28 protein-coding genes are annotated in these 25,162 nt (G+C 45.7%); 4 read left to right on the forward strand and 24 right to left on the reverse strand.

Going from position 1 to position 25,162, the window contains the following annotated elements; all coding sequences use genetic code 11:
• Positions 1-134 precede the first annotated feature (134 nt).
• From DESGI_RS21500 to DESGI_RS21565, 15 genes are all read right to left on the reverse strand, one after another.
• Positions 135-566, reverse strand: coding sequence for a DUF1492 domain-containing protein (locus DESGI_RS21500; protein ID WP_006524191.1), 432 nt, complete (start codon positions 564-566; stop codon positions 135-137).
• Positions 563-760, reverse strand: coding sequence for a hypothetical protein (locus DESGI_RS21505; protein WP_006524190.1), 198 nt, complete (start codon positions 758-760; stop codon positions 563-565). Before DESGI_RS21505 ends, DESGI_RS21500 begins: the two co-directional genes overlap by 4 nt.
• A 2-nt stretch (positions 761-762) precedes the next feature.
• The gene (locus DESGI_RS21510; protein ID WP_006524189.1) at positions 763-2,115 is read right to left on the reverse strand and encodes an SNF2-related protein; all 1,353 of its coding nucleotides are present in this window, start codon (positions 2,113-2,115) and stop codon (positions 763-765) included.
• Positions 2,096-2,377, reverse strand: a complete 282-nt coding sequence (locus tag DESGI_RS21515) for a PDDEXK family nuclease (RefSeq protein WP_006524188.1) — start codon at positions 2,375-2,377, stop codon at positions 2,096-2,098. Before DESGI_RS21515 ends, DESGI_RS21510 begins: the two co-directional genes overlap by 20 nt.
• Before the next feature lie 152 nt (positions 2,378-2,529).
• Positions 2,530-4,776 (reverse strand): phage/plasmid primase, P4 family, encoded by a 2,247-nt coding sequence (locus DESGI_RS21520; RefSeq protein WP_006524187.1) that lies wholly within the window; start codon positions 4,774-4,776, stop codon positions 2,530-2,532.
• 27 nt (positions 4,777-4,803) lie between these two features.
• Positions 4,804-5,451, reverse strand: a complete 648-nt coding sequence (locus DESGI_RS21525; RefSeq protein ID WP_006524186.1) for an antA/AntB antirepressor family protein — start codon at positions 5,449-5,451, stop codon at positions 4,804-4,806.
• A complete protein-coding gene (locus tag DESGI_RS21530) occupies positions 5,439-5,846 on the reverse strand; it encodes a DUF7768 domain-containing protein (protein WP_006524185.1) in 408 nt (135 codons plus the stop codon). The genes DESGI_RS21525 and DESGI_RS21530 overlap by 13 nt, the downstream gene beginning before the upstream one ends.
• On the reverse strand, positions 5,792-6,049 hold the full coding sequence (locus DESGI_RS21535) for a hypothetical protein (RefSeq protein WP_006524184.1): 258 nt from the start codon (positions 6,047-6,049) through the stop codon (positions 5,792-5,794). Before DESGI_RS21535 ends, DESGI_RS21530 begins: the two co-directional genes overlap by 55 nt.
• A gap of 251 nt (positions 6,050-6,300) precedes the next feature.
• Positions 6,301-8,601, reverse strand: coding sequence for a DNA polymerase (locus DESGI_RS21540; protein ID WP_006524183.1), 2,301 nt, complete (start codon positions 8,599-8,601; stop codon positions 6,301-6,303).
• A 58-nt stretch (positions 8,602-8,659) separates the two neighbouring features.
• Positions 8,660-9,217, reverse strand: coding sequence for a DUF2815 family protein (locus tag DESGI_RS21545; protein WP_006524182.1), 558 nt, complete (start codon positions 9,215-9,217; stop codon positions 8,660-8,662).
• A gap of 13 nt (positions 9,218-9,230) precedes the next feature.
• Complete coding sequence (locus DESGI_RS21550) at positions 9,231-10,352, reverse strand: DUF2800 domain-containing protein (protein ID WP_006524181.1); 1,122 nt, start codon at positions 10,350-10,352, stop codon at positions 9,231-9,233.
• On the reverse strand, positions 10,345-10,662 hold the full coding sequence (locus DESGI_RS21555; RefSeq protein WP_006524180.1) for a hypothetical protein: 318 nt from the start codon (positions 10,660-10,662) through the stop codon (positions 10,345-10,347). The genes DESGI_RS21550 and DESGI_RS21555 overlap by 8 nt, the downstream gene beginning before the upstream one ends.
• Positions 10,640-10,801: a hypothetical protein gene (locus DESGI_RS25260; RefSeq protein ID WP_006524179.1), complete on the reverse strand. Its 162-nt coding sequence runs from the start codon at positions 10,799-10,801 to the stop codon at positions 10,640-10,642. The genes DESGI_RS21555 and DESGI_RS25260 overlap by 23 nt, the downstream gene beginning before the upstream one ends.
• Before the next feature lie 127 nt (positions 10,802-10,928).
• A complete protein-coding gene (locus DESGI_RS21560; RefSeq protein WP_006524178.1) occupies positions 10,929-11,426 on the reverse strand; it encodes an RNA polymerase sigma factor in 498 nt (165 codons plus the stop codon).
• A gap of 305 nt (positions 11,427-11,731) precedes the next feature.
• Positions 11,732-13,594, reverse strand: coding sequence for a helix-turn-helix domain-containing protein (locus DESGI_RS21565; protein WP_006524177.1), 1,863 nt, complete (start codon positions 13,592-13,594; stop codon positions 11,732-11,734).
• Between the two features lie 139 nt (positions 13,595-13,733).
• On the opposite strand from DESGI_RS21565, the gene DESGI_RS21570 reads away from it, so the two are divergent.
• Complete coding sequence (locus DESGI_RS21570; RefSeq protein ID WP_006524176.1) at positions 13,734-13,937, forward strand: helix-turn-helix domain-containing protein; 204 nt, start codon at positions 13,734-13,736, stop codon at positions 13,935-13,937.
• Positions 13,938-14,186: 249 nt separating this feature from the next.
• Positions 14,187-14,549: a hypothetical protein gene (locus DESGI_RS21575; protein WP_006524175.1), complete on the forward strand. Its 363-nt coding sequence runs from the start codon at positions 14,187-14,189 to the stop codon at positions 14,547-14,549.
• A gap of 506 nt (positions 14,550-15,055) precedes the next feature.
• Here the strand turns inward: DESGI_RS21575 and DESGI_RS21580 are convergent.
• Entirely contained in the window at positions 15,056-15,760 is a 705-nt protein-coding gene (locus tag DESGI_RS21580) for a hypothetical protein (protein WP_041285035.1), read from the reverse strand.
• A gap of 53 nt (positions 15,761-15,813) precedes the next feature.
• Positions 15,814-16,467 carry a hypothetical protein gene (locus DESGI_RS21585; protein ID WP_006524173.1) on the reverse strand — a complete coding sequence of 218 codons (654 nt, stop codon included), beginning with the start codon at positions 16,465-16,467 and terminating at the stop codon, positions 15,814-15,816.
• Between the two features lie 199 nt (positions 16,468-16,666).
• On the opposite strand from DESGI_RS21585, the gene DESGI_RS21590 reads away from it, so the two are divergent.
• Positions 16,667-17,764 carry an integrase core domain-containing protein gene (locus DESGI_RS21590; protein ID WP_006524172.1) on the forward strand — a complete coding sequence of 366 codons (1,098 nt, stop codon included), beginning with the start codon at positions 16,667-16,669 and terminating at the stop codon, positions 17,762-17,764.
• A 432-nt stretch (positions 17,765-18,196) separates the two neighbouring features.
• Here DESGI_RS21590 and DESGI_RS21595 read toward each other — a convergent pair whose 3' ends face one another.
• The 7 genes from DESGI_RS21595 to DESGI_RS21625 form a co-directional block, all read right to left on the reverse strand.
• Entirely contained in the window at positions 18,197-18,454 is a 258-nt protein-coding gene (locus DESGI_RS21595; RefSeq protein WP_245561131.1) for a type II toxin-antitoxin system MqsA family antitoxin, read from the reverse strand.
• On the reverse strand, positions 18,447-18,761 hold the full coding sequence (locus tag DESGI_RS21600; protein WP_006524170.1) for a DUF4258 domain-containing protein: 315 nt from the start codon (positions 18,759-18,761) through the stop codon (positions 18,447-18,449). The genes DESGI_RS21595 and DESGI_RS21600 overlap by 8 nt, the downstream gene beginning before the upstream one ends.
• Before the next feature lie 325 nt (positions 18,762-19,086).
• Positions 19,087-19,845, reverse strand: a complete 759-nt coding sequence (locus tag DESGI_RS21605) for a transposase (RefSeq protein ID WP_006524169.1) — start codon at positions 19,843-19,845, stop codon at positions 19,087-19,089.
• A gap of 934 nt (positions 19,846-20,779) precedes the next feature.
• Positions 20,780-21,136 carry a hypothetical protein gene (locus DESGI_RS21610; RefSeq protein WP_006524168.1) on the reverse strand — a complete coding sequence of 119 codons (357 nt, stop codon included), beginning with the start codon at positions 21,134-21,136 and terminating at the stop codon, positions 20,780-20,782.
• Between the two features lie 646 nt (positions 21,137-21,782).
• Complete coding sequence (locus DESGI_RS21615; protein WP_006524166.1) at positions 21,783-22,034, reverse strand: hypothetical protein; 252 nt, start codon at positions 22,032-22,034, stop codon at positions 21,783-21,785.
• A gap of 11 nt (positions 22,035-22,045) precedes the next feature.
• Positions 22,046-22,402, reverse strand: a complete 357-nt coding sequence (locus DESGI_RS21620; RefSeq protein WP_006524165.1) for a helix-turn-helix domain-containing protein — start codon at positions 22,400-22,402, stop codon at positions 22,046-22,048.
• Between the two features lie 43 nt (positions 22,403-22,445).
• Complete coding sequence (locus tag DESGI_RS21625; protein WP_006524164.1) at positions 22,446-23,240, reverse strand: ImmA/IrrE family metallo-endopeptidase; 795 nt, start codon at positions 23,238-23,240, stop codon at positions 22,446-22,448.
• A gap of 468 nt (positions 23,241-23,708) precedes the next feature.
• Here DESGI_RS21625 and DESGI_RS21630 point away from each other — a divergent pair, with 468 nt between their 5' ends.
• Positions 23,709-24,122 carry a hypothetical protein gene (locus DESGI_RS21630; RefSeq protein ID WP_041285036.1) on the forward strand — a complete coding sequence of 138 codons (414 nt, stop codon included), beginning with the start codon at positions 23,709-23,711 and terminating at the stop codon, positions 24,120-24,122.
• Positions 24,123-25,162 lie beyond the last annotated feature (1,040 nt).

Consider the following 25,162-nt stretch of genomic DNA (forward strand, 5'->3'; position numbering starts at 1 on the left):
TTCCCCGGAGTCGTTGGGCGATCTATCCTAAGGGCCTATTCAAACAGCATCTGGTGCTCTTGATATTTTTCCATGCCTTTACAGGTATAATATAACACATGTCGGGGGTGGATTCTACTGGATTTTACTCCATTTTACTGTATTTTACTACCCTCTTTTTTTATTCTGTTGACTTCTTTCAGGGCTCTACTATGGATCTTAAAGATTGAGCTGTCCCGGTAATTCAGGCTACTGGAAATCTCATCCCAGCCTTTGCCGTTGATATACCGCATCTCCAGTATTATTTGACCGATAGGGTCATCCACCTGGCTGATGGTGTTCATAATTTCAGCTTTGATGGCAATTGACCGGGCAAGGTCCTCTTTGATTTCTTTCTCTAAATCCACAATTTTAACCACCGTATTTTCCATCTGGCCTTTTTTATTATTGCCACCGGCCACCTTTTCCACTGTCAGGTTAGCCGACACCTTCATGGACAGTTCCCGCAGTGTTTGCAGCTGCTCTAGCTTGGTGTTAACCCGCTGGTCAAGCCATAGGGCTTGCGATAAATATTCCTTGGCATTCATGCTCTTTCACCCCCGTAATATTTTTCAAAAATATGTTTCTGCCTCTCCGCATCCAAACCACGAATCCGCTCCAATGCCTTTTTTTGACCCAACTCAAACTGCTCCTTGGTTTTATAGAAACTGCAGCCTTCACACTTTTTTACTTTTAAGGCCGTGCAGCTGTTTCGTTTGTAAGCAAAACAACCGGTACGCATGATTACTCCACCTCCTGATAAATCCTGGCCTTCACTGCTTCGATTAGTGCATTTTGGGTTTTATCTTTTCTTTTCAAAGCGTTCATAACATCTTCATCAATGGTGCCTTCAGTGATGATGTGGTGAATAACAACCGTATCCTGCTGGCCTTGCCGCCACAGCCGGGCATTGGTTTGCTGGTAAAGTTCCAGGCTCCAAGTTAAACCAAACCAGATTAAAGTGCTGCCGCCTGCTTGCAGGTTTAGCCCATGGCCAGCGGAGGCGGGGTGGATAACAGCCACCGGGATTTCACCTTCATTCCACCGTTTTATGGAAGTGGTGTCATCCAGCTTTGTAGCCTTAAACCGCTTTAGTATCCGCTGTAGGTCATGCTTGAACCAGTAAGCAATTAATACCGGTTTGCCGTTAGCCGCTTCGATTAAATCCTCCAGTGCATCCAGCTTACGGTCGTGTATCTGCACCACGGCACCGTCTTCATCGTATACAGCCCCGTTGGCCATCTGAAGAAGTTTACCGGACAGGGCTGCAGCGTTAACGGCATCAATCTCTTTGCCTTTTAGCGGCAGCACTAGTTCCTGCTGCAAGGTACGGTAGTAATCCGCCTCTTTGTCCGATAGCTTGACGGTTACTTCGTTCATCACCAATTCCGGTAACTTCAGGTAGTCGGTATTCTTCATGGATATCGTGATGTCGGAGATGCGCCGGTAGATGGCATATTCAGCACCGGGCTTTGGTTTATAGCTGAATACAATCTGCTGATTCCTTTTATCCGGTACAAAGTAGTCCTCTCTATATCTTCCAATAAAGCGGCCCAGCCTGTGGCCCATATCCAGAAGCCGGAATTCCGCCCATAAATCCATTAAGCCGTTAGCCGATGGTGTGCCGGTAAGGCCCACAATTCTTTTTACTTTTGGCCGCACTTTCATCAGGCTTTTAAACCGTTTGGCCTGGTGGGATTTAAAGGAACTTAGCTCATCTACCACCACCATGTCGTAATCGAAAGGCAGCCCGCTTTTATTAACTAACCAGTCCACATTTTCCCGGTTGATGATATAGATATCGGCTGCTTGCAGTAATGCCGTTTTGCGCTGTGCCTCTGTGCCAATGGCCACTGCAAACCGCAGCATATTTAGATGCTGCCATTTAATTATTTCCTCCACCCACACAGCCCCCACCCGTAGAGGGCAAATTACAAGCACTTTTCTGATTTCAAAGTAATCAAACAGCAGGTAGAATAAGGCCGTTAGGGTGATTACCGTCTTGCCTAAACCGCAATCAAGGAATATAGCGGCCTGGGGATGGTTTAATATAAAATGGGTAGTATACTTCTGATAATCATGTGGTCTGTATTTCATTTAAAATCACCCCAATCTGCCGCTGCTCGTCCAATACGTATACCTTAAATCCTAGCCGCCTCAGCTTTTCGTGTCTTTTTACCTGCAGGGGCCGTGGTTTTATGCCATAGCCCTTGATCTCAACGAAGGCTATTTTGCCTTCTGGTAATAACACCAAGCGGTCAGGCATACCGGCAAGACCTGGACTGATAAACTTTGGCGCTATACCTCCCGCCGCTTTAACTGCTTTGACTAGCTTTTGTTCAATATGTTTTTCACTCATATTCCCCCTCCTTAGCGTCAGGGATTAGTGGGGGTGTGAAGGTCGTGATGGTCAATTACATAACTTTATATATATAGTTTTATTTATTTTTTTTTTGCTATAGGAAACTCTATGACAAGACCTACATCGACCTTCACACCTAGGAAAATAGCCTATTCTAGAAGAAAATCAGACCTTAACCTTAATCCCTTGACAATAACTCCTGCTCTTGTCCTTTGCCTTTCAAAATCTTCCATTTCAAGCGCCGCGTAGAAATCGGTGGTGCTCCTGGTATACTCACCTGTCCTCATGCAAAAGGCCCGGTACTCGCTGTATAGTTCACCTGATTTTTCAGTGAAGGTTCTATCCAGCTCACAGCATTCCTCAAGGAAGTGGGCTAGCCAATCGTTGTTTTCCTTGTAGGCGGAAATGGCATCCTTCACTTTTTCCGGTAGCTCGATCTGGTAATCATCCATAATCACTTTTTTGGCACCTTCGATTATCCAGCTAAGTATGGCCCCGCCCGCTTGCTCGAACAGGTAATCGCCGTAGTTTTTAATATCGGCGCTGCCTTCAATCTTGGCAGTAAAGGGGATAACGATTAGCCGCCTCCAGGTACCGGTGTCCAGGGCTCCCACCCTTGGCAAGTGGTTGGTGTATAACACCAAGGTGTGGCTGGGAATATAGCTGAATGGGTCTTTGTATTTCTTTTCCGCATAGATTTCATCAGTGGAGCAAAGCTGTTTGACGTTGGAGGTATTTAGCCGCATGCCTTCTTCCATCTCCGCTGCAATTAAGAGCCTTTTTCCCTTGGCCTCAGCCAGTTCTGGCTTTACATTTCTCCGGCAGCCAACGGTCAATATATCGGCGGAAATATTGCCACTATAGGTGCCCAGCACTCTGGAGATTGCGTTCCAGAAGGTAGATTTACCATTGCGGCCTTCCCCGTGGGCGATAATTAAGGCCTCCACGTAGACCTTGCCAATGGCGGCCAGTCCCACTACCTTTTGCACGTAGTCAATTAGTGACTTATCATTTAGGAAAAAGGTATTTAAAGCATCCTTCCATTTATCCATACCTGCAGTACCCGGTTCCACCGCAGTTTCTTTGGTAATAAAGTGACCAGGATCATGTTTCATTCTGGCCCCGGTTCTTAAGTCATAGGTGGCCTTGGGTGTGTTTAGTAAAAATTCATTGGTATCAAGAGCACTTTGGTTAATCTCCAGCATGGGCTGAGCTTCTTTTAATGATGCCGCTATATACTTTGAATTCCGGCGCTTGATGGCATATTTCCTATACGCATCGGCGGCTTCAAACTTTTCATAGGCATGGGACTGTACATCATTAAAATCAGCTATTGCCTTTTTGGGACCCTTGTCGGCTAATATGTCAAGTGCACCGTTTTTCTCCATCTCATCCATGGCTTTTTTCATTTCAGCCCTGGCTTCTTTCAGTTGCCTGGTGGTAAGTTCCTGGGCTATGGCCTGGGCTTTGGGCTTTGATTCCTCCCAAAAGCTGCCGTTGTAGACAATGAAATCTGTAGCCGGGGAGTACCTGAGTTTGTCCTCATATTCCCTGGCTAAAACAACTGCTTGGCCTACATCCGAAAAATCTGATGGCTTTAAAACACTGTCTGAATTGTAGACCTCCGGTGGGATATACCCGGCCTGGGCAGCTACCTTTTCCCCGAAGCTGACAGCACTGTTCCAAATAATTTGCAGTTCCTTTTCCTCAAGCGGTGGATTGCATTTTTCCGCCAGGGCTAGAAACTTGGAGTGGGCTTCTTCGGTGTTGCCAAAACGCTTGATGATTCTCCCGGCATAACGGGACATGGTGTTGTTGCGCTGCCCTTGGGGTATTTCATCCTGGCTCTCGTCCCAGTCGGTAAAACTGCTGTCCTCCAGGAATTCTTTGATGTTGATGTCCCCTTCGAAAAGCTCCACATTACCGTTATCCGAGCCGAAGATAAACCTGGCACTGTCAAGGGCGTTGCTATCGAAAAAGGGAAACCTTGATGCCACGGCAAGCTTTAAGGCGGCGTATTCTTTCGGATCAGTAATTACCGGAATAGCAAAATACACGTGGAACCTGGGCCGGGGTAATTTATCGCCTTTTTGCTTCATGTGGTTTCGGCTATAAGATACGACAAAGGGAACCCCTGGGAAGGCCGTGGCAACATCATCGGGGGTAACCCAATCCTTGGGATCATCCGAGTGGTCGTTATCGCAATCGAATACGTTATTATCAGCCTTGATGAAATTGGCGTTGCTGCGGTAGTTGCCCTTATACTTCGCACTTACGTGGTCAAACTTGATGGCTTCGATGAAGGAGGCCTTGTCTTTGATTACCACCTTGTTTGGGTACAGGCAGTTGGCCAGGTTCCCCGTGCAATTTGCTGTGTAAAGGGTAAATTCAATCATTCTAAGACCTCCTTCCCGCCCCATTTGTTAGACAACACATTGAGTCACCTCCAGGAAATCTTCCCAAGCAGTGATGGGATAACTGTTAACGGTGCCAAACCTTTCATCATTCGTTTCGCACGTCCTTATTTCAATAGCACGGGAGCGGCAGTATGCAGATAAGCGTTTGCCGATCCTTTGGCACTGTTTTAAATTCCAGCCCATATTAAAAGTCCTGTTATATTTGGCCACGGTATAAAACTTAAGCGATGAATTAAGGGCGATTTCAAGGGTTTCATTTTCCTCAACCAAGGCAAATATCTTTCTTTCAGCTTCAATGGCTTTTTGCTGGGCGATCTGCAGTGCCCGCTCCATAATTTTTTCAGGGGAGTTCCAGGCTTCCTCGATGGCGATGAAGTGTTCCCTAAACTTTTTCCCTATTTCATTTCTTTGGATCATGCAGATTTCTTTTGCCATGGATATTGTTAGGGAATGATCAGTTTTTGGTTTACCGGGAAGTCCATCCGATCTAACCGTCAAAAATGACGAATAGTCTTTTCCTTCTTTAAAACCGTATTCTGTCATTCGGCTAAACCATTTGGCATACTCGGTTCCTATTTCCAAAGCCTTGTGAAGTTCACGTCCATTAACCGTAGGGGTATCATTTTTATAATCAATTGCAATTAAATCGTGCATCTCCCAACCTCCTCACCTTTACTGTCAAAGTACCTAATAGGCATACCCCGCCGTTCCGCTTTAGCGATTTCAGCAGCCATGCCGCTACTGATGTGGCTACCAAATACCCAAAGTTCGTCACATTTTCCAAGCAGGATTAGAGCAAACCAAAGGCCCAGTTCCCGCTGCTGCCTGTCCCCATCGTCCATAAACTGCGGGTAGTGCAGGTGCGGGGCCAGGGGAATGCACCCCAGGCTGACCGCCAATCTGCAATAGCCTCTGGCTCGTTCGATGTTCCTTTCCATATCCCCGGCAAAAGGTGATGCTATATACACCAGTGGCCGATAAATCTTGACTGCTTTCAAGGCTTCATATGGTGTCGGGTCGGAGTAACCCTCACTGTTGCGCCAGTCCATCTATCTCCCTCCAATCTGACCCGGCTGCACTCCGAGCAAAATACTTCAGTGCCATACAGGTCGCTATCACCGGTGCCCAATATCTCAGCGAGGTCAACTTCTACTTCACGCCCACAACCGGGGCAGATGCAAAACACATTGTCATCATGGATTTCCACAGCAATTTCCACTTCATCACTAAGCTGCGCTTTTACATAAAACATAGGTTTTCTGCCTCCTTTACTTTTCACAGGACAGTAAGCAGTGGTTTGGCAACTGACCTTCTAATATACACAGGACATTTTTGATGGTTTTGAGTACCCATAAGCGGAGAAATAATTCGAACCCCCGCCTGTTACCTGATGTTGCTGGCAACATGATTTTGTTGTATCGTTAATAAAAATTAATTTATACTGTTGCCAACAACATGAGGCTCCTTACTATCTAAAGGACAGGTACCAGCCAAAATCCGTAGTTAATCTTTCTGGTAAAAATCACATTCGAAGCCCTCCGCCCGAAGTAACAGCCCCTTGGCCCAAGGCGGAATTTGGCTCATTTGTTCGCACACCGTCCGAACTGACATTTGCTGTTCAGCTTCGATGACGATTTCGTCATGGATGTGCATCACGATAGGCAAATGCCGCAGGTTCTGCATGGCATAACACAGAAGGTCACGGCTGATTGCCTGAATAATGTTTTCAACAATTTTCGCACCGTATGTTTCCAGCCGCTCCCACTTCTTAGCCGCACCAATACCTTCATAAGTCACACTGTCGGAGCCAAAGTGGTTAGTACCAATGCGAGGTTTCACATAGGCCAGCCGTCTGCCAGAAGGCAAGGTGATAAACAGCATTCCGCTTTGATAAGCAAAACGGATACCGTGAGTTTCTGTGGTGGTGCGTTCCCGAACTGCGGTTAATGCCGCCCGGTCAACGTCCCACCAAAAGCGGACAATGTTGGGGTTGGCTGCTCTCCAGGCATCAACCAGTGGTTTTAGTTCTTCCTCTGTAAGTCCCATTTCCAAAGCACCCATGGCCTTTATTGCACCCACCGAGCCGCCGTAGCCGCAGTTATGAACCAAACACAGCCGCCGTCCGTTCCATACTGCAAACCGGTGCCGCCTGCCGCAGTTCACCAGGTCATATACCCGTTTTACCCCGGCGGGGGTAGGGGATAATGCCTGGACAGCACTATTTGGACGATAAACCCCGGCCCAATGAAGGCCGCCACTTTTACCGCTTTCCACCCAGCCCTGATTAGTTAAAACCAGGTGGTCTGGGGTGCATATCACACCATCAACGTTTACGGTCTCCCGCTGGCCTTTGTGAACTAAACCTCCATGGGTTACCCACCCTTGGCCATCCCAAACTTTATGTTCTGTGGTAACTTCCTCTATGGGTACAAGTCCTGTATCCGTCAACACCAGTTGCCCTTTCGCTATACAGGCCAAATCCGCAATTTTACCTTTTTGCCTGAGTGGGTCTTTTTTATCTGTAATAGGCACACCAAACATCTGACTAGCGGTAGCGATGTATAAATCCTTTTTAGCAGCGTAGGCATCTAGCACCCACCGCTCCCCGGCAAGCCAGGCCAACACTACCCGCTCGATTGATGAGAAATCCGCCACGATGAATTTATAACCGAGTTTGGGAATGAAGGCGGTTCTAATTAATTCCGACAGCACTTCCGGCACCGAATCATAGAGCATCTCCAAAGCGGTAAAATTACCGGAGCGCACAAGGCTCCTGGCTTGTGCCAAACCAGGCATGTCGTTCCTCGGTAAATTTTGTGGCTGTAAAAGCCTGCCTGACCATCGCCCGGTTCGATTGGCACCATAGAATTGAAATATTCCACGAGTGCGATTATCTAGACAGGCCACGTTTTCCATGGCCTGATACTTTTTCACTGATGATTTAGCCAGCTGCTGGCGAAGTTGCAGCACTTCATCCAGGGGTTTAGGTGCTGTTTCCAATAGCTCCGCCACAGCTTTTTTGCCCAGGGTATCTGTCTCAAGCCCATGGTCAGCTAACCATTCTTTTAGCTGTTGTACGGAATTGGGATTATCAAGGTCTGTCAGCTCGCCCATTCTCCCTAATAGTTCAGAGCGGGTACGCTCATCGGCTTTAATGGCTTGCTGGACAAGGGTCATATCCAAAGCCACACCCCGGTCGTTTATCTCCTGATCCAGGTGGAATTCGTCCCAAATGTTCTCCGGCACGGGAAACTTGGCTAACCTTTCCTGAATGGCTATTTCCACCTCCACATCCCGGCGGTTATAGGCTTTGAACTGTTCCCACTTAGCCGGGTCATGGATGGGCAGATTCCTTGTCCGCTTACCGTTAGCAATAGTTGGTTTACACGGGGTGCAGAAGTAGCGGATTAAATCTTTCCCTTCCGTTAATTTTTGTTTTTCCAATCCCAGCACCGCACCCACTCCTTCTAAAGAAAGGGGCAGTCCCATATAGGCCGACCAAACCATGGTGCAGCGCCAGGGCCTTGGATCGAGATATTGAAGTCCCAACCAGCGGGATAAACAGATGCGTTCAAACTGACTGTTAAAGGCCCACTTGGTAACACCAGGGTCAGTTAATGCATGTATTATTTCATCCGGCAACTTCTCACCGGCGGTAAAATCCACTACCTGAACCTCACCGCCATCCACGCTGTAGCCAAACAGGAGTATTTCAAAATCGTGTGATTCGGCGTATTTATAAACACCGGTCTTTTTAAGGTCTGCACTGGAAAATGTCTCAATATCGATTCCGAGCGTTTTCATTGGATTCTCCTTTACAGGTGTGGGGCAGCGAGGCAAAACCCCGCCACCCCTGCAGTCACTAGGAAAGGAAATCATCATCGTCAGCAGTGGCGAAGTCGTCCTCTGCCCTGGACTTGCCGCCGAGCGGTTCGCCGTCACGGATTTTCTGCAGATTATTGAGCCCACATGCGATCCCGCGATTTCCCGAACTATTGTAGGCATAAAAATTGATACTGGCCCGGCCATAAACACCGCTGTAAACCTCGGAGCGCTCCAGGATGGGCTGACGGTCGGCATCCACAATGCCCGGTGCAGTGGTGGAATTGGCATTGACGAAATAGGCATTGGCGTATGCCGGATCATCGGGTCTTTCGGTATCGCCGTCCCTAAGCGGTGTCTTAATAGCGGAAAGAGGTGGTACCGTTTTACCGTTACCCTTCAGCTTTGCTTCCCCCTCACGGTAGGCAGCTTCGATGGCAGCTTTAATCTTGGCCACCGTTTTGGTGTCGCTCTTTGGGACAATCAAAGATACCGAGAACTTTGGGGTGCCGCCGTTAATTGACTTGGCCTCCCACACATTTGCGTAGGACCAACGAGTATTAGGTCCGGTAATAACTTTCATAGGGTTTTTAAACATATGATTTTCCTCCTTAATTTTCACTAAAGTCCTGTTGTGCTGTATTGATAGCCGGGCGTTTATCATCCACCGGCACTAAAGTCGGTTTTCCAGGTGGTTTTTCAACCAATCCACCTAGCAGTTCAGTAAATCTGGCTTTGCCGAGGGTTTTTTCCATGACAGTGATGCCCTTCAATTTTTGTTCATATGGGTCATAACCCGCTGCCTGTACCGCCTGGGCTACCGCATCTTCACTAATGTACTTGCGAACACTTCTACCTGCGACCAGTTTCCAGCCGTTCCACTCCTTACCGCCCAGGGCCGCTTGCAAAGCGTAAGTCTTGATGTCACCCGCCCAGGATATGAGTTCATCGATTCTGCCCAGGATGGCTTCCACTTCATCGTCTTCCAATAGTGGTGGCAGCTTGAAGTCAAAACGAGCAAATTCCATGTTGTGTTCAGCCCTGGCCCGGCACTCGTGCTTGGCCTTACAGAACTGACACCACTCGCCACACAGGAACTCCCCGCCACCGGCGTAGGCCAGTTCAGCGATTGGCTTTAGCTCTTCCTCTGCCCAGCGGTAGAGGTCTTCCTTGGTCATGATGTAGGTGCTGATGTTGTCCCTGCGGGGCTGGTAGATGGTCATGGATACCGTTTCGATATCAAACAGACAATCAAATATCTCCAGTGCCCCCAGCCCGTACAGCATCATTTGCGGGTTTCTTTCGGCTTCCACCAGCACCCCTTGACCATGCTTGTAATCAATGATGTGGAGCACCTTATCGGCGATAACCAGGGCATCCCCGGTGCCAAAGCCGCCCTCTGCATATCTGGAGTAGTCCAGCCGCTGTTCAATGAGGACAACTGGATCGGTGCAGGTATACTTGGCCGCTTCCACCAACTCCATGATGTAGGCTGCGTAACCATCCGCACATTCCTCCATCTCTTGGCTGTAGTAACTTAAGTCAGCAGTTGGGTCTTTTGCCTCCATGCCCAAGGCCTTTTTCAACTTGTATTCACACAGGATATGAGCGGCTGTACCCTCGGCGGCGTAATCGCTGCCCCTGTCCTCGTAGTTCTGGCACAGCCGGGCTGACGGCGGACATTTTAACCACCTGGGGGAAGCTGAAGCCGAAAGCAGTGCGTGTTTACCCATCGCCCAGCACCTCAGCTTCCGCTAAGAGGGTCTTATAATTTGCCGGGTCAACCTCCGAAAGCCTGGCTGCCCCGTGCTTTTCAATGAGCATTTTAACTTCTCTTGTAAAACCGCTTCTGGATTTCTCCGCCAGAACTGCCCGGACAGTTTCCAGGGTGATAGGTTTTTCCTCCGGTGCTGATTCTGGTTGGGGTGCTACTTCGCCGCCAAATAAGTCATTAAGTGAATCTGCTACACTAATTAGCGATTGGGCTGCATTCCTTAGCTCCGTTACTGCTTGCGAAAAATCACTCATCCTGTTCACCCACATCCCTTCCTTCCTCTTTAATGGCGTCCTGGTGCTGAAGCGTTAACAGCTTCCTTGCTAAACGCCGGGATACGATACTGATGGCGCTTAGGATGCCAGCCAGTTCTTCATCTAGCTCCGGGTCCCTAAGATTCGTTTGCATATTGCCACCTCCATTTCTAAGGGCCTTTTTATCCCCTCACCATACACAGGACATTTTTGATGGTTTTGAGTACTAAAAACTGCCCTTCAATATCCACAGGACATTTGGGGGCAGTTTGAGTACCTTTTTATCTATAATTTTTTAGGCGCTGGTGAAGCTGACCGAAAATCTTGGCCTTGCGCTTGTTTACCGTCCTTTGGGAAAGTCCAACCTTATCGGCAATCTGCCGCTCCGACATTCCGTCACCATACAATTCAGCAATTCTTTTATTTTGCGGATCTAGTTCATCAAGGGCTGCCGCTAGTTCCTCAAATAAAAGCTTTTCCGCTACCAATTCGGCAACATCAAAGGAACCGGGTATCTCGTAACCATCCTCTGAGAATTTTTCTAGTGACAAAACGCTACCGATGCGCTGTTTATCACACTGACTGCAATCCTCCATACAACGCTTTGTTTTACCCTTGCCATCACTAATCAAGCATCTTTTTTCCCGTTCCTGACGTTTCAGCTCTGCCCACACTGGTCGCCTATCGGTCCTATAAACACCCTCCGTCACCGTAATTTTCTTGCCATCAATTGTCAGGTAATACTCCTTGTTTGACTTCTGGTTGTCACCTTTTGGCATAAAAAAGCCCCTTTCCCGGTGAGAAAAGGGCATAGGAATTAGCCAAAAAACTCACCGTTTTTTTAAACGGGAGCCGTTTGGCTGCACCAAATTTATTGTGGAATTGCTTCCTTCACCTCTACTATCGTCCATAAACAGGGTGCTGTGGCGGACACTTCATGCCCGCTTTTTTAGGGGCAAAACAGGTTTTTTGGGCAAAAAAAAAAGAGCCATACACAAATCCTTGTTTGGATTCATATATGGCTCTTAGGAATTTAGGAATAAAAAAACCGGACACCACGTGTCCGCTTTGCTAAAAAATATTTTTATAATGGCGCATCGTTTTCTTGTAAAAAGGCTCTGATATCATCCATTTTCTTGGCGTATAGGTGGTTTAGCGCAAATTTATAATAAACATGGCTTTCGTTAGTGTAGTTTAATGAATATGGAGATCTTTCGATGATATGACTACTGATTTCCGGCGGGAGATGCAAGCTGAGGCAAATTGAAACTAATGAATTAATAGAACCCTGCCCCTCACCATTGACGATCCGCCGGATGGTGCGTTCATCAATTAGCGTCCTTTCCTCAAGTTCTTTATATGTCACGCCCCTCCATTTCTTTACCATTTTGAGGCAGGCGGTATAGCTATTTGGCAATTCACTATACATACGAGCATTTTCCGCTAACACATCGGCTAACAATGCTTTCCTTTTTTCCGGTTTAGCATGCTGGTAGCCTTTCCCGTAAACGATATCAAAACTTATGACAGCGGCTTCATCCCTATTTAGAAAACATTCCCGGTGGTATCTTTCCCGAACACCAGCTCTAACTGATAGGTCAAATACTAAACAACATTCTTCCATATGTGTCCTGGCATAATCCGTTAGTTCGGTCTCCCCGAATAAATTCTGTGCTACATATTTGGGATGGTTTAATACAAAATGGGCATCTACATACAGGTAGCTGCCGTCTTTCACCAGGGGGATTAATTCCGGATTGGTTATACTCTGAATTGCCGCATCTTCAGCACCGATGGAGAAGGTCTGATTCTTTAGAAGTGCACCCTTTTTAAAGCTGTGGGGTTTAACGTAGCGCCCGTCTATGTAGGTGAAAGTACCAATGGCTTCTTCATACCCGGCGTTAATCATGCGGATTTTGGCAGCCTGGCGAGAGACGCAGAAGAAGATGCCCAGTGCTTCGATGACCGGTTCCATCACATCTATTAGTTCAGTAGTTCCCAGTTCCCTTTGAAATTGCTTGATAAGTTCAAAGGCCTTGGTTTTAAACGTTCCCAGGGGCATTTGAATTCTAGGGGCTAAGGAGTTAGCCTGCCACTCCATCCAGTCGGTGGCATCCTTTTCACCGTCCTTGATGCCGCCAACTGTTTCACACCTAATTCTACTGGCGCTGGCGTTATATAGGCGTTCTAGTTCAAAGGCTTTCCTGTGCTTGTCCCAGTGGACACATTCATGGACGATAGTATTATTGACGGCACCCAAATTGCGCATGAAATATGCCTTGGGGTCAACGAATATCGTCTTGGCCCTGACTGATGTTTTTATTAACTGGTCTACTTCCGAATCATAAAATTCCGCCTCAGCATCGTGAAAATATATCTGGCCGAAGATGGATAAATCCTCGGTGATGTCCCGTACTTCTACCCTGAGCCCCATTCGCTCAGCCAATTTTGATGGGTCAAGCGGCATGGGGGTTTTTAAGGCCTCCGGATAATATTTGCTCAGGAAGTCAACAGCTACCTTGTCCAAGTCCTCTTTATAAATGTATGGAACCAAAGCATCGGAAAGGGGTTTGGGCATCTTTCCCTTTTGATATGGGATAATGCTTCTGATCTGAAAATCATCCAGGTTACAGGCTAGATCCCCGGTGCATCGGATGGAAAGCCATTGATTGCAGATATCGTAATCATCATAATGGTAGTCGCCCTCTGTAACTTCAATTTCAGCATCCACCACGACATCAAATTCTATTTTCAGATCCGGGAGGTCGTAAACCGTCACGAATTTAATTACCATATCCGACATGGCAACCCCGCCAACTTCATGAACATTACGCAGATATAAATCTAAACTCTCCCAATTTTGCTCGACATATTCTTCTGCTGCAGGATAAAGGTCATCAAGAAACCGGCTTTTTACATAATCGGTAAAAGAGCGATCGCCCGCCACGTCATAGCCCCCCTTCCCCCATAGGTAAATTATAGCACATATTGTCGCATGCTCAACCTGATATTTGCATTTGTAAATTTTAATTGCGCTATAACTCTTTTTGTGTTAGTCTTTATAGGCAGCTAAGTGAGGTGGCAACATGAGGACAAGTTATAAGAAACTATGGAAGCTCTTGATAGATAGGGATATGTTAAAGAAGGATTTGCGGGAGACTGCCGGAATCAGTACAGCATCCATGGCCAAGCTGGGCAAAGGTGAAAATGTGACCACTGACGTCTTGGTTAAAATATGTAAGGCTCTGGACTGTGATATTTCTGATATCGTGGAGATTGTGGAGGAATAAGAAAACACCCCACAAATATTTCTACCTGTGCGGTGTTTTTTAATGCCAATTATCACCGACAATTAACCAGCCAACCAGGTAACCAGATAACCCAATCAGGCCAAACTACTGGGCTGCCCAGCGTGATCGACCATCCGAACAAAAAGAGCTGGTTAATTTCCGAAATTGGAAACCACCCGCACGGCTCTGGTAGACCATTTAGGTAATAGGAAACGACACTATATTATATTTTAAAGGGTGATAATTTTAATGTTTGAAAGGATTGTAGAAATTGAAAATGCTAGAAAAGCGAATAAACTTATAAAATACTCTAGGGAAGGTTTAAAGAAAGGTTTTCCTCAAAAAAATAGTTGTGGATTATACTGGATTTATACTTCCTACAGTATAGCGGAACTTTGTAATGCTCAATCTTCTTCCAAAAAAGGTGCTGTTAATATAGCAGAGCTGTCAGAAAGTAGAAAAAAATTAAAACACATCATTAAACCCGAAACTGATAATAAATTTTGGATTGTATATAATGGAATTGGGGGAGGTGGCAAAGAAGATTCTAACTATGATTTAGGGGCTAGGATAATTCAAGAATTTCGAACCACGAAGGAACTGGGTCATTGAAAATCCTAGGATCATCACTAAACGACTTGGAAAAATGGAGATATTCATATGTTGTCCTGGATAAAGACGATTATGACACCAATAAGATAAACTACGAAACTAACTGGCGTTTGGAATACGGTTGGCCTATTTTATCAAGGCGGTAAAAAGGGACCAGCCAGGGCCATTTTCCCCGCCAAACATAGACGTAAAGCCCGGCAATTAGGCCATCGTCTACCATGGCGCTTATTAATTTCCAGGACTCTATAAAATTGTTTCACCAGTTGATTGAATAAGGTAGAAAATATTTAACAAATCAGATAACGCCAATGAGGCCTACCTGCCCGGCTGGTTATATTATTTTCTCCTATAAAAACCCCCATCCTCTTGGTTACCACCAAGGTTTGCCGGGGATAAAACAAAACACCTCCCTAGTATTTTCTAGCTGTGAGGTATTTTTTAAATTTTAAACCAAGTTCGGTTGACAACTTACACCCTTGCGAAGTAAAGGGCTTTTCCCTGAAATACTATATACTTGATTTCTCTAGTCTTTCAATCAATTCAGACACATCAGAAAGAATATCTCCAAAAGATGCCTTAATAATAGACGCTTTAACCAATCCATTCTCGTCCTGATGAGTCTTTAAAAATTCCAAGGCTGCAAACCACATATAAATATTTTGAAAATCCTTTCTGTTTATATTGCTATGAATTGTTGCCAGTCTGTCTGGCCAACCCTTATCTACCAAAAACTGCTGTATTGGATATTTATTTTCAGGATTAGAATTAGCAAAACGATAAATATCATTATAAGTTAATTTTAATTGCAAAACTAACATATCACGCTGTTTTTCCTTTTCCACACTATTATATAAAGTTATTTTAACACCTATAAAAGTAAATATCCCACCTAGAATAGCCCCTATGTAACTTCCAAAAAAAGATACCCAAACCGAATTATCTATATTAGAATACACAGTATTTCCAATTATCCACCTATCCATAATAAGCGGAAATGTAATCACTATACCAATGAAAGCTAGACCAAATAATATGTATTTAAAATTTAACCTTTTCATAATCTCTCGCCACCCCTTTGTCCACCATACAACGAAATCCGAAATAATTACCTTCCAATAATTTAGCAACCAACTAGGTAAGCTAAACCTACCCGCACCATAGCCTAACTGCTTGGCTGTCATCCCTACCAAAACTGATAATAACTCCGACAACCAATGGCCCCACCCCCGGCTATGACGCCTACTAGGGATAAAACCCATTAAACCTACCTACCTGGCCGGTTAATTACCGGAAAATAATTCTCTTCCAAACCATACGATAGCAACCGCTCAATTTCCCTTTTGCTCACCACATTTTGCAATTCATTCAGGGTGTGACCGTTATGCTCCCAGGCCCTAGTGTTATACCGCAGGTTCGTTAACAAAAACAAAAACTCCTGGGCTTTCGCCCTGTTCTTAATATTAAACCGGTGCTGCGCCCAATAATAACCCATCTGGCTGTGAAAAGTAACAAACGACCAGCAGAACCGGCGAATTTGTTTACTGAACTCCACCGCCTTTTTGCGGATTAGAAAAAAACTTTTCAGGAATCGCTGCAATTCTTTAAACTCTCCGGTATCTTCAAAGTAATCCTTATCGGTGTATTTCAGCAGCTCTTCACGATCCGGGACAAAGTGTGGCTTGCCTTTTTGTATTTTAAGCGTGGGCCTTAAGGTTTCCTGTATTATGGACACCCTGACAAGGTGGTCACCTTGGATGGAGGCAAAGCAATTGTAAAGTATGTATTCATGCGATGAGAAATCCTCAACACTGATTTGCTCTTTGTTCTGGGAATTATAAATTTCCAGGAATTTGGCCTTGTGAATAACACCATAGAGATTTGTGGTTGCTTTTATGTAATCCTTTAGATTTTGGTCCATAGCCTCCCCTCCTTGTCCAATTATACCAGAGTAACCAGGCGAGCAGGTTAGCATATTGGGTTTTGGAGGGGTCCTAAATAATTACCCGCATAGCTGGCTTTATTTATTTTTAACCCACCAGCTCGCTGGTAATAAATGTTTTGCACCGTCCATTTTACTTCCATATAATAGAGGCCAAAATAAAATAGGATGGTGCATTATGGATTTTGAAGCTTTGTTTCAATATTTTAAGGAATGGGCCTCTGATCTATATCAGAATTTTGTTAACCTTTTCAAATCTCATGAACAACTGCGACAAGAAAATTTTATGTTGCGATCACAATTAGCTTTATATGATCATGACGTTAAAACCGGCAAACGGCCTAAACCTAAAGCGACACCCGCCTTTCGGCAAAAGATGGTGCTGCTTTCCAAACGCTTTGCCCGGTGGAAGGAATGCCTACCTACCTTCAAACCTAAAACAGTTATAAAATGGCATAAAACAGCTTTTAAGCTTTATTGGTTTAAAAAATCTAAAAGGATAGGTCGCCCGCCAATTTCCCAGGAGGCCATTGACATTATTAAGCAAATGTATGAAGAAAACCCATCGCTCTCCCCAGAAAAGATACGTGAAAAGCTACTTTTGAAAAATGTTACTGATGCACCGTCTCCCAACACCATTGCTAAATATCTCCCTTCCATCAGGAAACCCCCAACGGAAAAGCAAATTCAATCGTGGAAAATGTTTCTAAAGAATCACGCTCCCGATACTTGGGGAGTAGACTTTTTTACCGCTCCAACCCTCATGTTCAAAGTTTTATACGTTCTGGTAATAATAAACCATGGCACCCGGAAAATTGAACATTTTTCTGTTACCACTAATCCTAATGTTTTCTGGCTTAAACAGCAATTCCGAAATACAACGCCTTACGATCATAAACCGAAATACTTGGTCCATGATAATGATGCGGTTTTTACCTCTAAAGATTTCCAATGTTTTTTAGCCGCCTCTAGGATAAAATCTAAGAGAACGGCTATCAAGGCACCGTGGCAAAATCCTTACGCGGAAAGGGTTATCGGTACCTTGCGACAGGAACTTTTGAATCACATTATACCATTTAACGAAAGACACTTACATTATTTGCTAAGCGAATATGTTCATAAATATTATAATCCACACCGGACTCACCTAGGGCTTGACGGTCAAACCCCAATTCCAACACAAAAATATGAATCCACCACTGCGGCGGAGACAAAGTTAAAGTCAACGCCGGTTTTGGGTGGTCTTTATCACACATATGAAAAAGAAGTTGCTTAAATATCAATAGCAGTTTCCCTTTTGGCAGAAAAGGCCTTCCTCGAAGGTTTGTTTTTTCATGGTGCCTTTTTTTATCTGTAAGTCCAAGAAAGCGTTTCTCAAACCACCGTTAATGGCAATTTGAAACCCGGAAATTCATATTTTTTTTATGCTATTAGATTACATTATTATACTCATATTGTGTTATCTGGAAGCCAGCTAGCCCAGGATGGAGTTTTTGAAGTGGACCACTGTCGGCAAATACGGAGATCGGGGGAGCGGGATGGCTGACTGTACCCGGCGGCCAGGGCACAGGAACAGAAAGAAAACAGCCGGGCGATCCGCATAGGACCTCCCGACCGTTCGAGTTACTTTTCAGTTATTGCGACTGTCATTGCGAACCACAGGAACCGTCCCCCTGGTCCGTCCCCTGGTCCGTATGCTTCTTCAGAATTACCTCGTGTAAACATTTTTAGGGAAATTGTAAACAGGCACTTTTATCGTCTTTTTTGCAACTGGCGGGGTATCCCGTAAACGATCCAATTCCTCGCATACCTCTGGCTCAAAAAATTGCTCTCCACACGTATCACATACCCAAGCCGGGACATTCTCAATCAGTGTTAATTTTTCACCCCACCAGTTTTCTGTGGTTACTATCTTTTTGACGGTTTTTCCGCCGCACATTAAACACTTGCTAATCATTTCATACATCCTTCCCCCGTGTCTTTGGATCTTTCCATTTGGGCGGTTCTGGAAAGTAAACAGTGATTATTACCAAGGTGCCACATGGGTCAAAACCACATACTGCGTGCAAGGCTTTCCCATCTTTAGTATAACCAAGCACCAGGCAGCTATGGCCTCTTTGATCCTCCGGGTAATTCTCTAGAATTTCTCCATTTGCAATTGCAATAACAATTTCAAAATTCTTAACACAGCGCTGTCCTGCTCTTTTCCTAGCATGTTGACTAAGAACCCACTCGCCAGTTAGTATTTTATTCCGTATCTGTTTTATATCCAATACTCCCAAACCTCGGCATTTTTATTTTATTATATCATTACTTTAAAACGTAAACTGGCTTTTTTAAATGAATAAATATTTTTAGACAATACATTTTTTAGTTATTTCCGATAATAAACATTACGTTAAAAAGAAAAAAGAGAACAGCCGGGCGATCCACGTAGGACCTCCCGGCCGTTCGAGTTACTTTTCAGTTATTGCGACTGTCATTGCGAACCACAGGAACCGTCCCCCTGGTCCGCCTGTGCGGTGTTTTTTGATGCCAATTATCACCGGCAATTAACCAGCCAATTGGAAACACACACCCGCTAGGCTGCCAAATAAGCTACACCGACCGTATAACCCCAAAACTAACGCCAGTAAGCCGCTCAATCTGCCTAAAAGATAAACCTTTCTCCTTGCATGCCTTAATAATTTCATTGCGTTTGCCCTTGTCAAAGCCTTGAACCTCAGTTGGACTTCCAACGCCAGAAATGCTTTTAATGAAATCGGCAGCCTCAGTATCATTCACCCTAACGGCTTGATCATAATCTAGGCACCGATCTTCATTCTCCGCCAAGTTAAATTCCTTGAACAATTTTACCGCCTTCGTCCGGTCGGTGGAGAACATGTTGAGAGCAAAATCTGTATCACAAATCCACGGTTTCCCTATGTATTCCCCGTAACTGCTCCACCGGTAATCGGTTATGTCCTTTACGATCCCAGCCTTTAACGGGTTTTGGTGTATGTAGCGGATCACCGTCAGAAAATAGCTGTCGTCTTCAACGGCTTCACTTTTAAACCGATCCTGGAACAAATGCCCCCGGCGGCCATACTTCCAATTGTACCAGTACACATAGCTGGCCCCAATCCGCCTGAAAGCAATACCTAAATCCTCGGTCTCTTCTTTTACCAACAAGTGAAGATGATTGCCCATTAGGCACCAGGCATAGATTATGTAGCCGCTCTTTTCCTGGTAAGTCTTTAAGGTTTGCAGGTATTTTTGGTAATCCTCATCATCCTCGAAAATGATTTGATGGTTGATACCCCTTAGCATCACGTGATAAATCCCGGTGCTGCTTTTTTCCCTCGCTGCCCTTGGCATTTTTTCACCCCTGATGTAAATTTTACACCAAGTTGGGGAGAAAAACAACACATAAGAACCGTCCCCTTGTGTTTCCTCGTCTACTAATTTTTTGTTCCGGGAAGATCGCGGGAAAGTGACAGTTTTTCTCCTGGGAAGTTGCGGGAAGGAAATTGTTTCTGGAAAAACGGGCCACAGAAACGGCCCAGGAAGGCGAGAAAATGACGTGGCCCTTATGATTGCCTTTTAAAACATGCCAGACAGAAAGAAAACAGCCGGGCGATCCGCGTGGGACCTCCCGGCTGTTTGGTTGTTTGGTTAGTTAGTGCGCCGGACGGTTATCTACTGCACAACAGAACCGTCCCCTTGTGTTCTTCTATACCTGGCGTTCCTGCGCACCCCACCCAATAAAAAAAAGCCCGGGTGATCCGCTTTTTGGGACCTCCCGGGCTGTTTGGTTGTTTGGTTAGTTAGTGCGCCGGACGGTTATCTACTGCACAAAAGAACCGTCCCCTCGTGTTCCCGGTGCTGCTTTTTTCCCTCGCTGCCCTTGGCATTTTTTCACCCCTGATGTAAATTTTACACCAAGTTGGGGAGAAAAACAACACATAAGAACCGTCCCCTTGTGTTTCCTTCGTGTAGGACCTCCCGGGCTGTTTGGTTGTTTGATTAGTTAGTGCGCCGGACGGTTATCTACTGCACAAAAGAACCGTCCCCTTGTGTCCATCACCTACCTGCCGGGCTAGCTACCAAGCCCCACCCGCCTCAACCCACGCCAGCCCCTTTCCTTTATACCCAGCGTTCCTGCGCACCCCACCCAAAAAATAAAACAGCCCGGGCGATCCGTGTTGGACCTCCCAGGCTGTTTGGTTGTTTGGTTAGTTAGTGCGCCGGACGGTTATCTACTGCACAACAGAACCGTCCCCTTGTGTTTTCTGGTTTAGTCATCAAATTCCTACATTAAGGCTCTCGCTATCTGAACAACACCAAATATTATACCGATTATGCAAATGCCCACACTACTGTTGGCAGCGTAGTGAATCGGTTTCGGTATGAAGTGTTCGACTTCTTCCGGGTTCACTTGCTCTATGTACACTTCAAACGCATCTTTGAGCGTCGATCCTTCTTCCTTTAGCTCGTCCATCCTGTCTCCATACCCGGCAACACTGGCCGCGATCTGTATGTGTACCTTAGCATACTGCATAAAATAGCATAGGACAGAGTTCATGGCGAAGAATACAAAGATCGCTAAATCTCCTTTGATATTTAGCACCACCGGCAGCAATAGTATTAACCAAAATGAAAGAGTCAATAAGCGCACCCCTCTCTCACTATAGTTTACCTTTATTGCCGGAATTCCTCAACACCGGAAATAGCAAGCCAAACGCCGATTCCTTCACCGGAGTATCCACCAACTACAGCGGCAGAGACTAAGTTAAAGTCAACGCCTATTCTGGGGGGGCTTTATCACACATATGAAAAAGAAGTGGCCTAGTTAATTAGCTGGCGAGAAATCTTTGTTCCTGCAAAGGTTTGTTTTGTTATGTCTTTTTATATTTTAGGCTTGTTTTTTGGTCAGGTTATTGGCCTTTTTTTATGTCACCGTATTACATTTTTATGTTGCTATTATATTTTTTACTAACCCAATTCCCCGGATGGACTTTTTGAAGTGGACAAGCTATATGATTTATTTTCTTAGGTTTTCACGTTGCCGTAGCCGTCCCGGATTCACCCCGGAAATCTGCCGCTGCCTGCCGTGTACCGTTCTCTCGTCAGGTGCGACAGTGCCTTGTCCTGAAAAAACGGCCCGCAGAAATGCCCCTAGAAGCCGCGAAATCGGAGCGGCCCTTATGATTGCCTATGGAAATGTGCCGGGCAGAAAGAAATCGGCCGGGCGATCCGCGTGGGACCTCCCGAGCTTTTTGGTTGTTTGGTTAGTTAGTGCGCAGGACGGTTATCTACTGCACAGTAGAACCGTCCCCTTGTGTTTTGCCTAATGCTGTAAAGGTGACCCCATCCGAATCTTGCTTTACATTGTAGACCCGCAATATTTCCACATGATCCAGTGAGGCGCTCAGTATTTCATTGACCACATTAGTTCTGGTCTCCAGGTCATACCGGTCGTAGTTATCGGATATCTCGTTATTCATGGCGCTGTAGATATCGTCATAACATCGCTCTTCGATCATGTGTTTAAACATTTCGATCATAGGCACCCTCCTTATTCCTCATCCAGTTTTTTAATGACTTCCTCCCAAAAAGCATCGGAGGCATCCATTCTGCGAGCTTTTCTAAGAGCAATTCTAGCCGATGGTTTCCCCATGATGTAGTCGGGAAGATCGGGGGATATTTCTTCCCGGTCTTTTCCCGCCAGGTCAAACATGGTGTCTTTTTGATCTTGGCTCATATTTAGCTCACTAGCCATCCTTTCAAGCATGGTTAGGTCGGGCGGATTTCTCCTGCTTTTTTCAATGTCACTTAAGTAGGCTGGCGAAATATCCAGTCTTTCGGCCATACCTCTTAAGGTAATACCTCTTGATTTCCTTATTTTGGCAATAAATTCACCGAACTTTTCCATGTTATCCACCTCTCTATGCTAACTTCTTCGTTAGCCTTTGTGCTTATACAGTGCTGTCAAATAGGAGATGCGGCCCCACTTTGGGCTCCACGATGATTCCTAGTTTTTTAAGCCTAATTCTGGCGGCTGCAACTGAAACATTAAAGATGTCCGCAAGGTCCCGGGGTAATTGTAAAGCCCACAAATCCAAATCATGATCAGTACCGAGCCGGTAGTAGCTATCCAATAACCCCACCTGCATAAACATTTTTTGGACTGCCTTTTTGAAAGTTGTTTTAGGCATTAGCAGGGCTGATGCAAAGTAATCGGCATGCCACTCCATCCAGTCGTCATCCGTTTCAAGTTTCCTGCCAGGGTTTTCAATGTCGTTATTGCGGCATTTTATGATTGGTTCTGTTTCTGGCAGATCGTCAAACAGGGTTATTTGGTTTTTATCAACGATATACATATGGCGATGAAATAACCAGTGGCCTATTTCATGTCCTAGAGTAAACCTCCCCCGGCGAAGCTGCTCCGGGTTCAAGAGCGAGTTATCAATAATGACGGTTCCTTCTACTACAGGTATTGGCACCATTTCGCCTTTATCAAAATCATACACCTTTGTATACCCATCACCAAACACCGTGGCACCTAAGATCGATTGGTCGGGGGTTAAATCCTTGTAATCCATCTCCAGCTCTACATAACTTTCGGAAAACATCTCAATGTCTAAACTAGTAGGCTGCTCCAGCAATTCCGGATCATAATCCATTAAGAGTGCCTCAGCCATATTATCAATTTCCTGTTGGCTCAGTATGGGCACACCGTTCTTTTTCTTTCGGAAATCCAGATGTAGCACTCTGACACTCCTTTCAAAAATTATTAGGCTAATGTATCCCACTCATGGCCATTCTCGCAGGTTAATATTTGGTGTCCAATTCCAAGAACTTTAACTTTCTTGACTACCTCTCCACATGTCGGGCATTTAAAATGCTTGAAATGCCCTGGGCATGCGGGATTATTGCAAATAAATTTTTCCGATTCACCCAAGCCAGATATGTCAAATAGATTATGGTTGCAGTGCGGGCATCTTACACCTATAGGTCTCACAAGCTCACCTCCTCCATATTATTTTGCATGTATGCTTGCCAGCTAACATGATTATACATTCAAATTCTTTCCATGTCAACAAAAAAAACAGCCCGGGCGATCCGCGTGGGACCTCCCGAGCTTTTTGGTTGTTTGGTTAGTTAGTGCGCTGGACGGTTATCTACTGCACAACAGAACCGTCCCCTTGTGTTCCTTTCTACCTGTAAGGTGTTTTTTCATGCTCAACTATCCCCCGCAATTAACCAGCCAACCCGGTAACCAGATAACCCTTATCAGGCCTACCTGCTGGGCTAGCTACCAATCCCCACCCGCAATCAAACCCACGCTGGCCCCTTTCTTTTATACCTGGCGTTCCTGCGCACCCCACCCAATAAAAAAAAGCCCGGGCGATCCGCTTTGGGACCTCCCGGCCTGTTTGGTTGTTTGGTTAGTTAGTGCGCCGGACGGCTATCTACTGCACAACAGAACCGTCCCCTTGTGTTTCCCCAATACCCACCGGACGCACCAGGGGATTGATGGTAAAACACCGATTCCTTCACCGGAATACCCACAGACAACAATGGCGGAAACTACATTAGTTGCCAAGCCGGTTTTGGGTGGGCTTTATCATACTTATGAAAAAGCAGCTTAATTGGTTGGGTAGTTTGGCCAATTAACGGGTAAGCTATTTTTCTTGACTGCCAATATGGTGGTCTATTTGTGTTGTCATTTTTGAGTTTTAACAGTTCTTCTGCAGATTCCGAGACCAAATTGCTGGTCTTTTTTTATGGGTTTGGTTTACTTTAAGTGCTATTCCTTGCTTATTTTAACAGGTGTTTTGACCCGAATTGACTTTTTGAAGGCGACAACCTGGCCCTTCCCGTCTCTGATGGAATTTTTGGATGGCTAGGCTTTTTTTCTGTTGGCAAGCAGCCTTACCTCCTTGGCTGCTCCTTTTCCCAACAAAGCAAACAGCCAGGCGATCCGCGTGGGACCTCCCGGGCTGTTTGGTTGTTTGGTTAGTTAGTGCGCTGGACGGTTATCTACTGCACAACAGAACCGTCCCCTTGTGTCCCCCCAAAAGAACCGTCCCCTTGTGTTTTCCCTTGTGTTTTCTCGCCGGACGGTTATCTACTGCACAACAGAACCGTCCCCTTGTGTTTCACCCTTGTGTTTCACATGAAGGCGACAGGTTAGTTACTGCACAAAAGAACCGTCCCCTTGTGTTCTGCTTGTGTTCTAACTTCCCCAATGGCGTCGACTCCACTGGGTAGTATGGCGTCTGCTGACTTCTCATGATAAATCTTGTTTCAACCGTGATTTGAAGTTTATCTCTTCACGTCCATGAGATCTCCCCGGGTAAGAGCGCAGTCTTTCCTTCCATCTATCTGCCACATCTACACCGTAAGCTTCCGGATAGTTTCGGGCTTCAGTTTGTTATGCAACCTTACCCAGCTTACGATGCCTTATGTGATTCCTGTTCGTCAGACCAGAAGTTTGCCTCCGGCTTCCTTCAGATTCCACCTCGCGTTGGACACCCTTGCCTTTGGCTATGTGCTTGGCACTATCAACCTGCACTCGGGACTTGCACCCGTTAGACTACGCCCATGCCGGGCGCACATAAAAAAAGCCCGGGCGATCCGCTTTGGGACCTCCCGGCCTGTTTGGTTGTTTGGTTAGTTAGTGCGCCGG

Origin of the sequence: Desulfoscipio gibsoniae DSM 7213 (assembly GCF_000233715.2) — a bacterium.
Taxonomy (GTDB): Bacteria; Bacillota; Desulfotomaculia; order Desulfotomaculales; family Desulfallaceae; genus Sporotomaculum; species Sporotomaculum gibsoniae.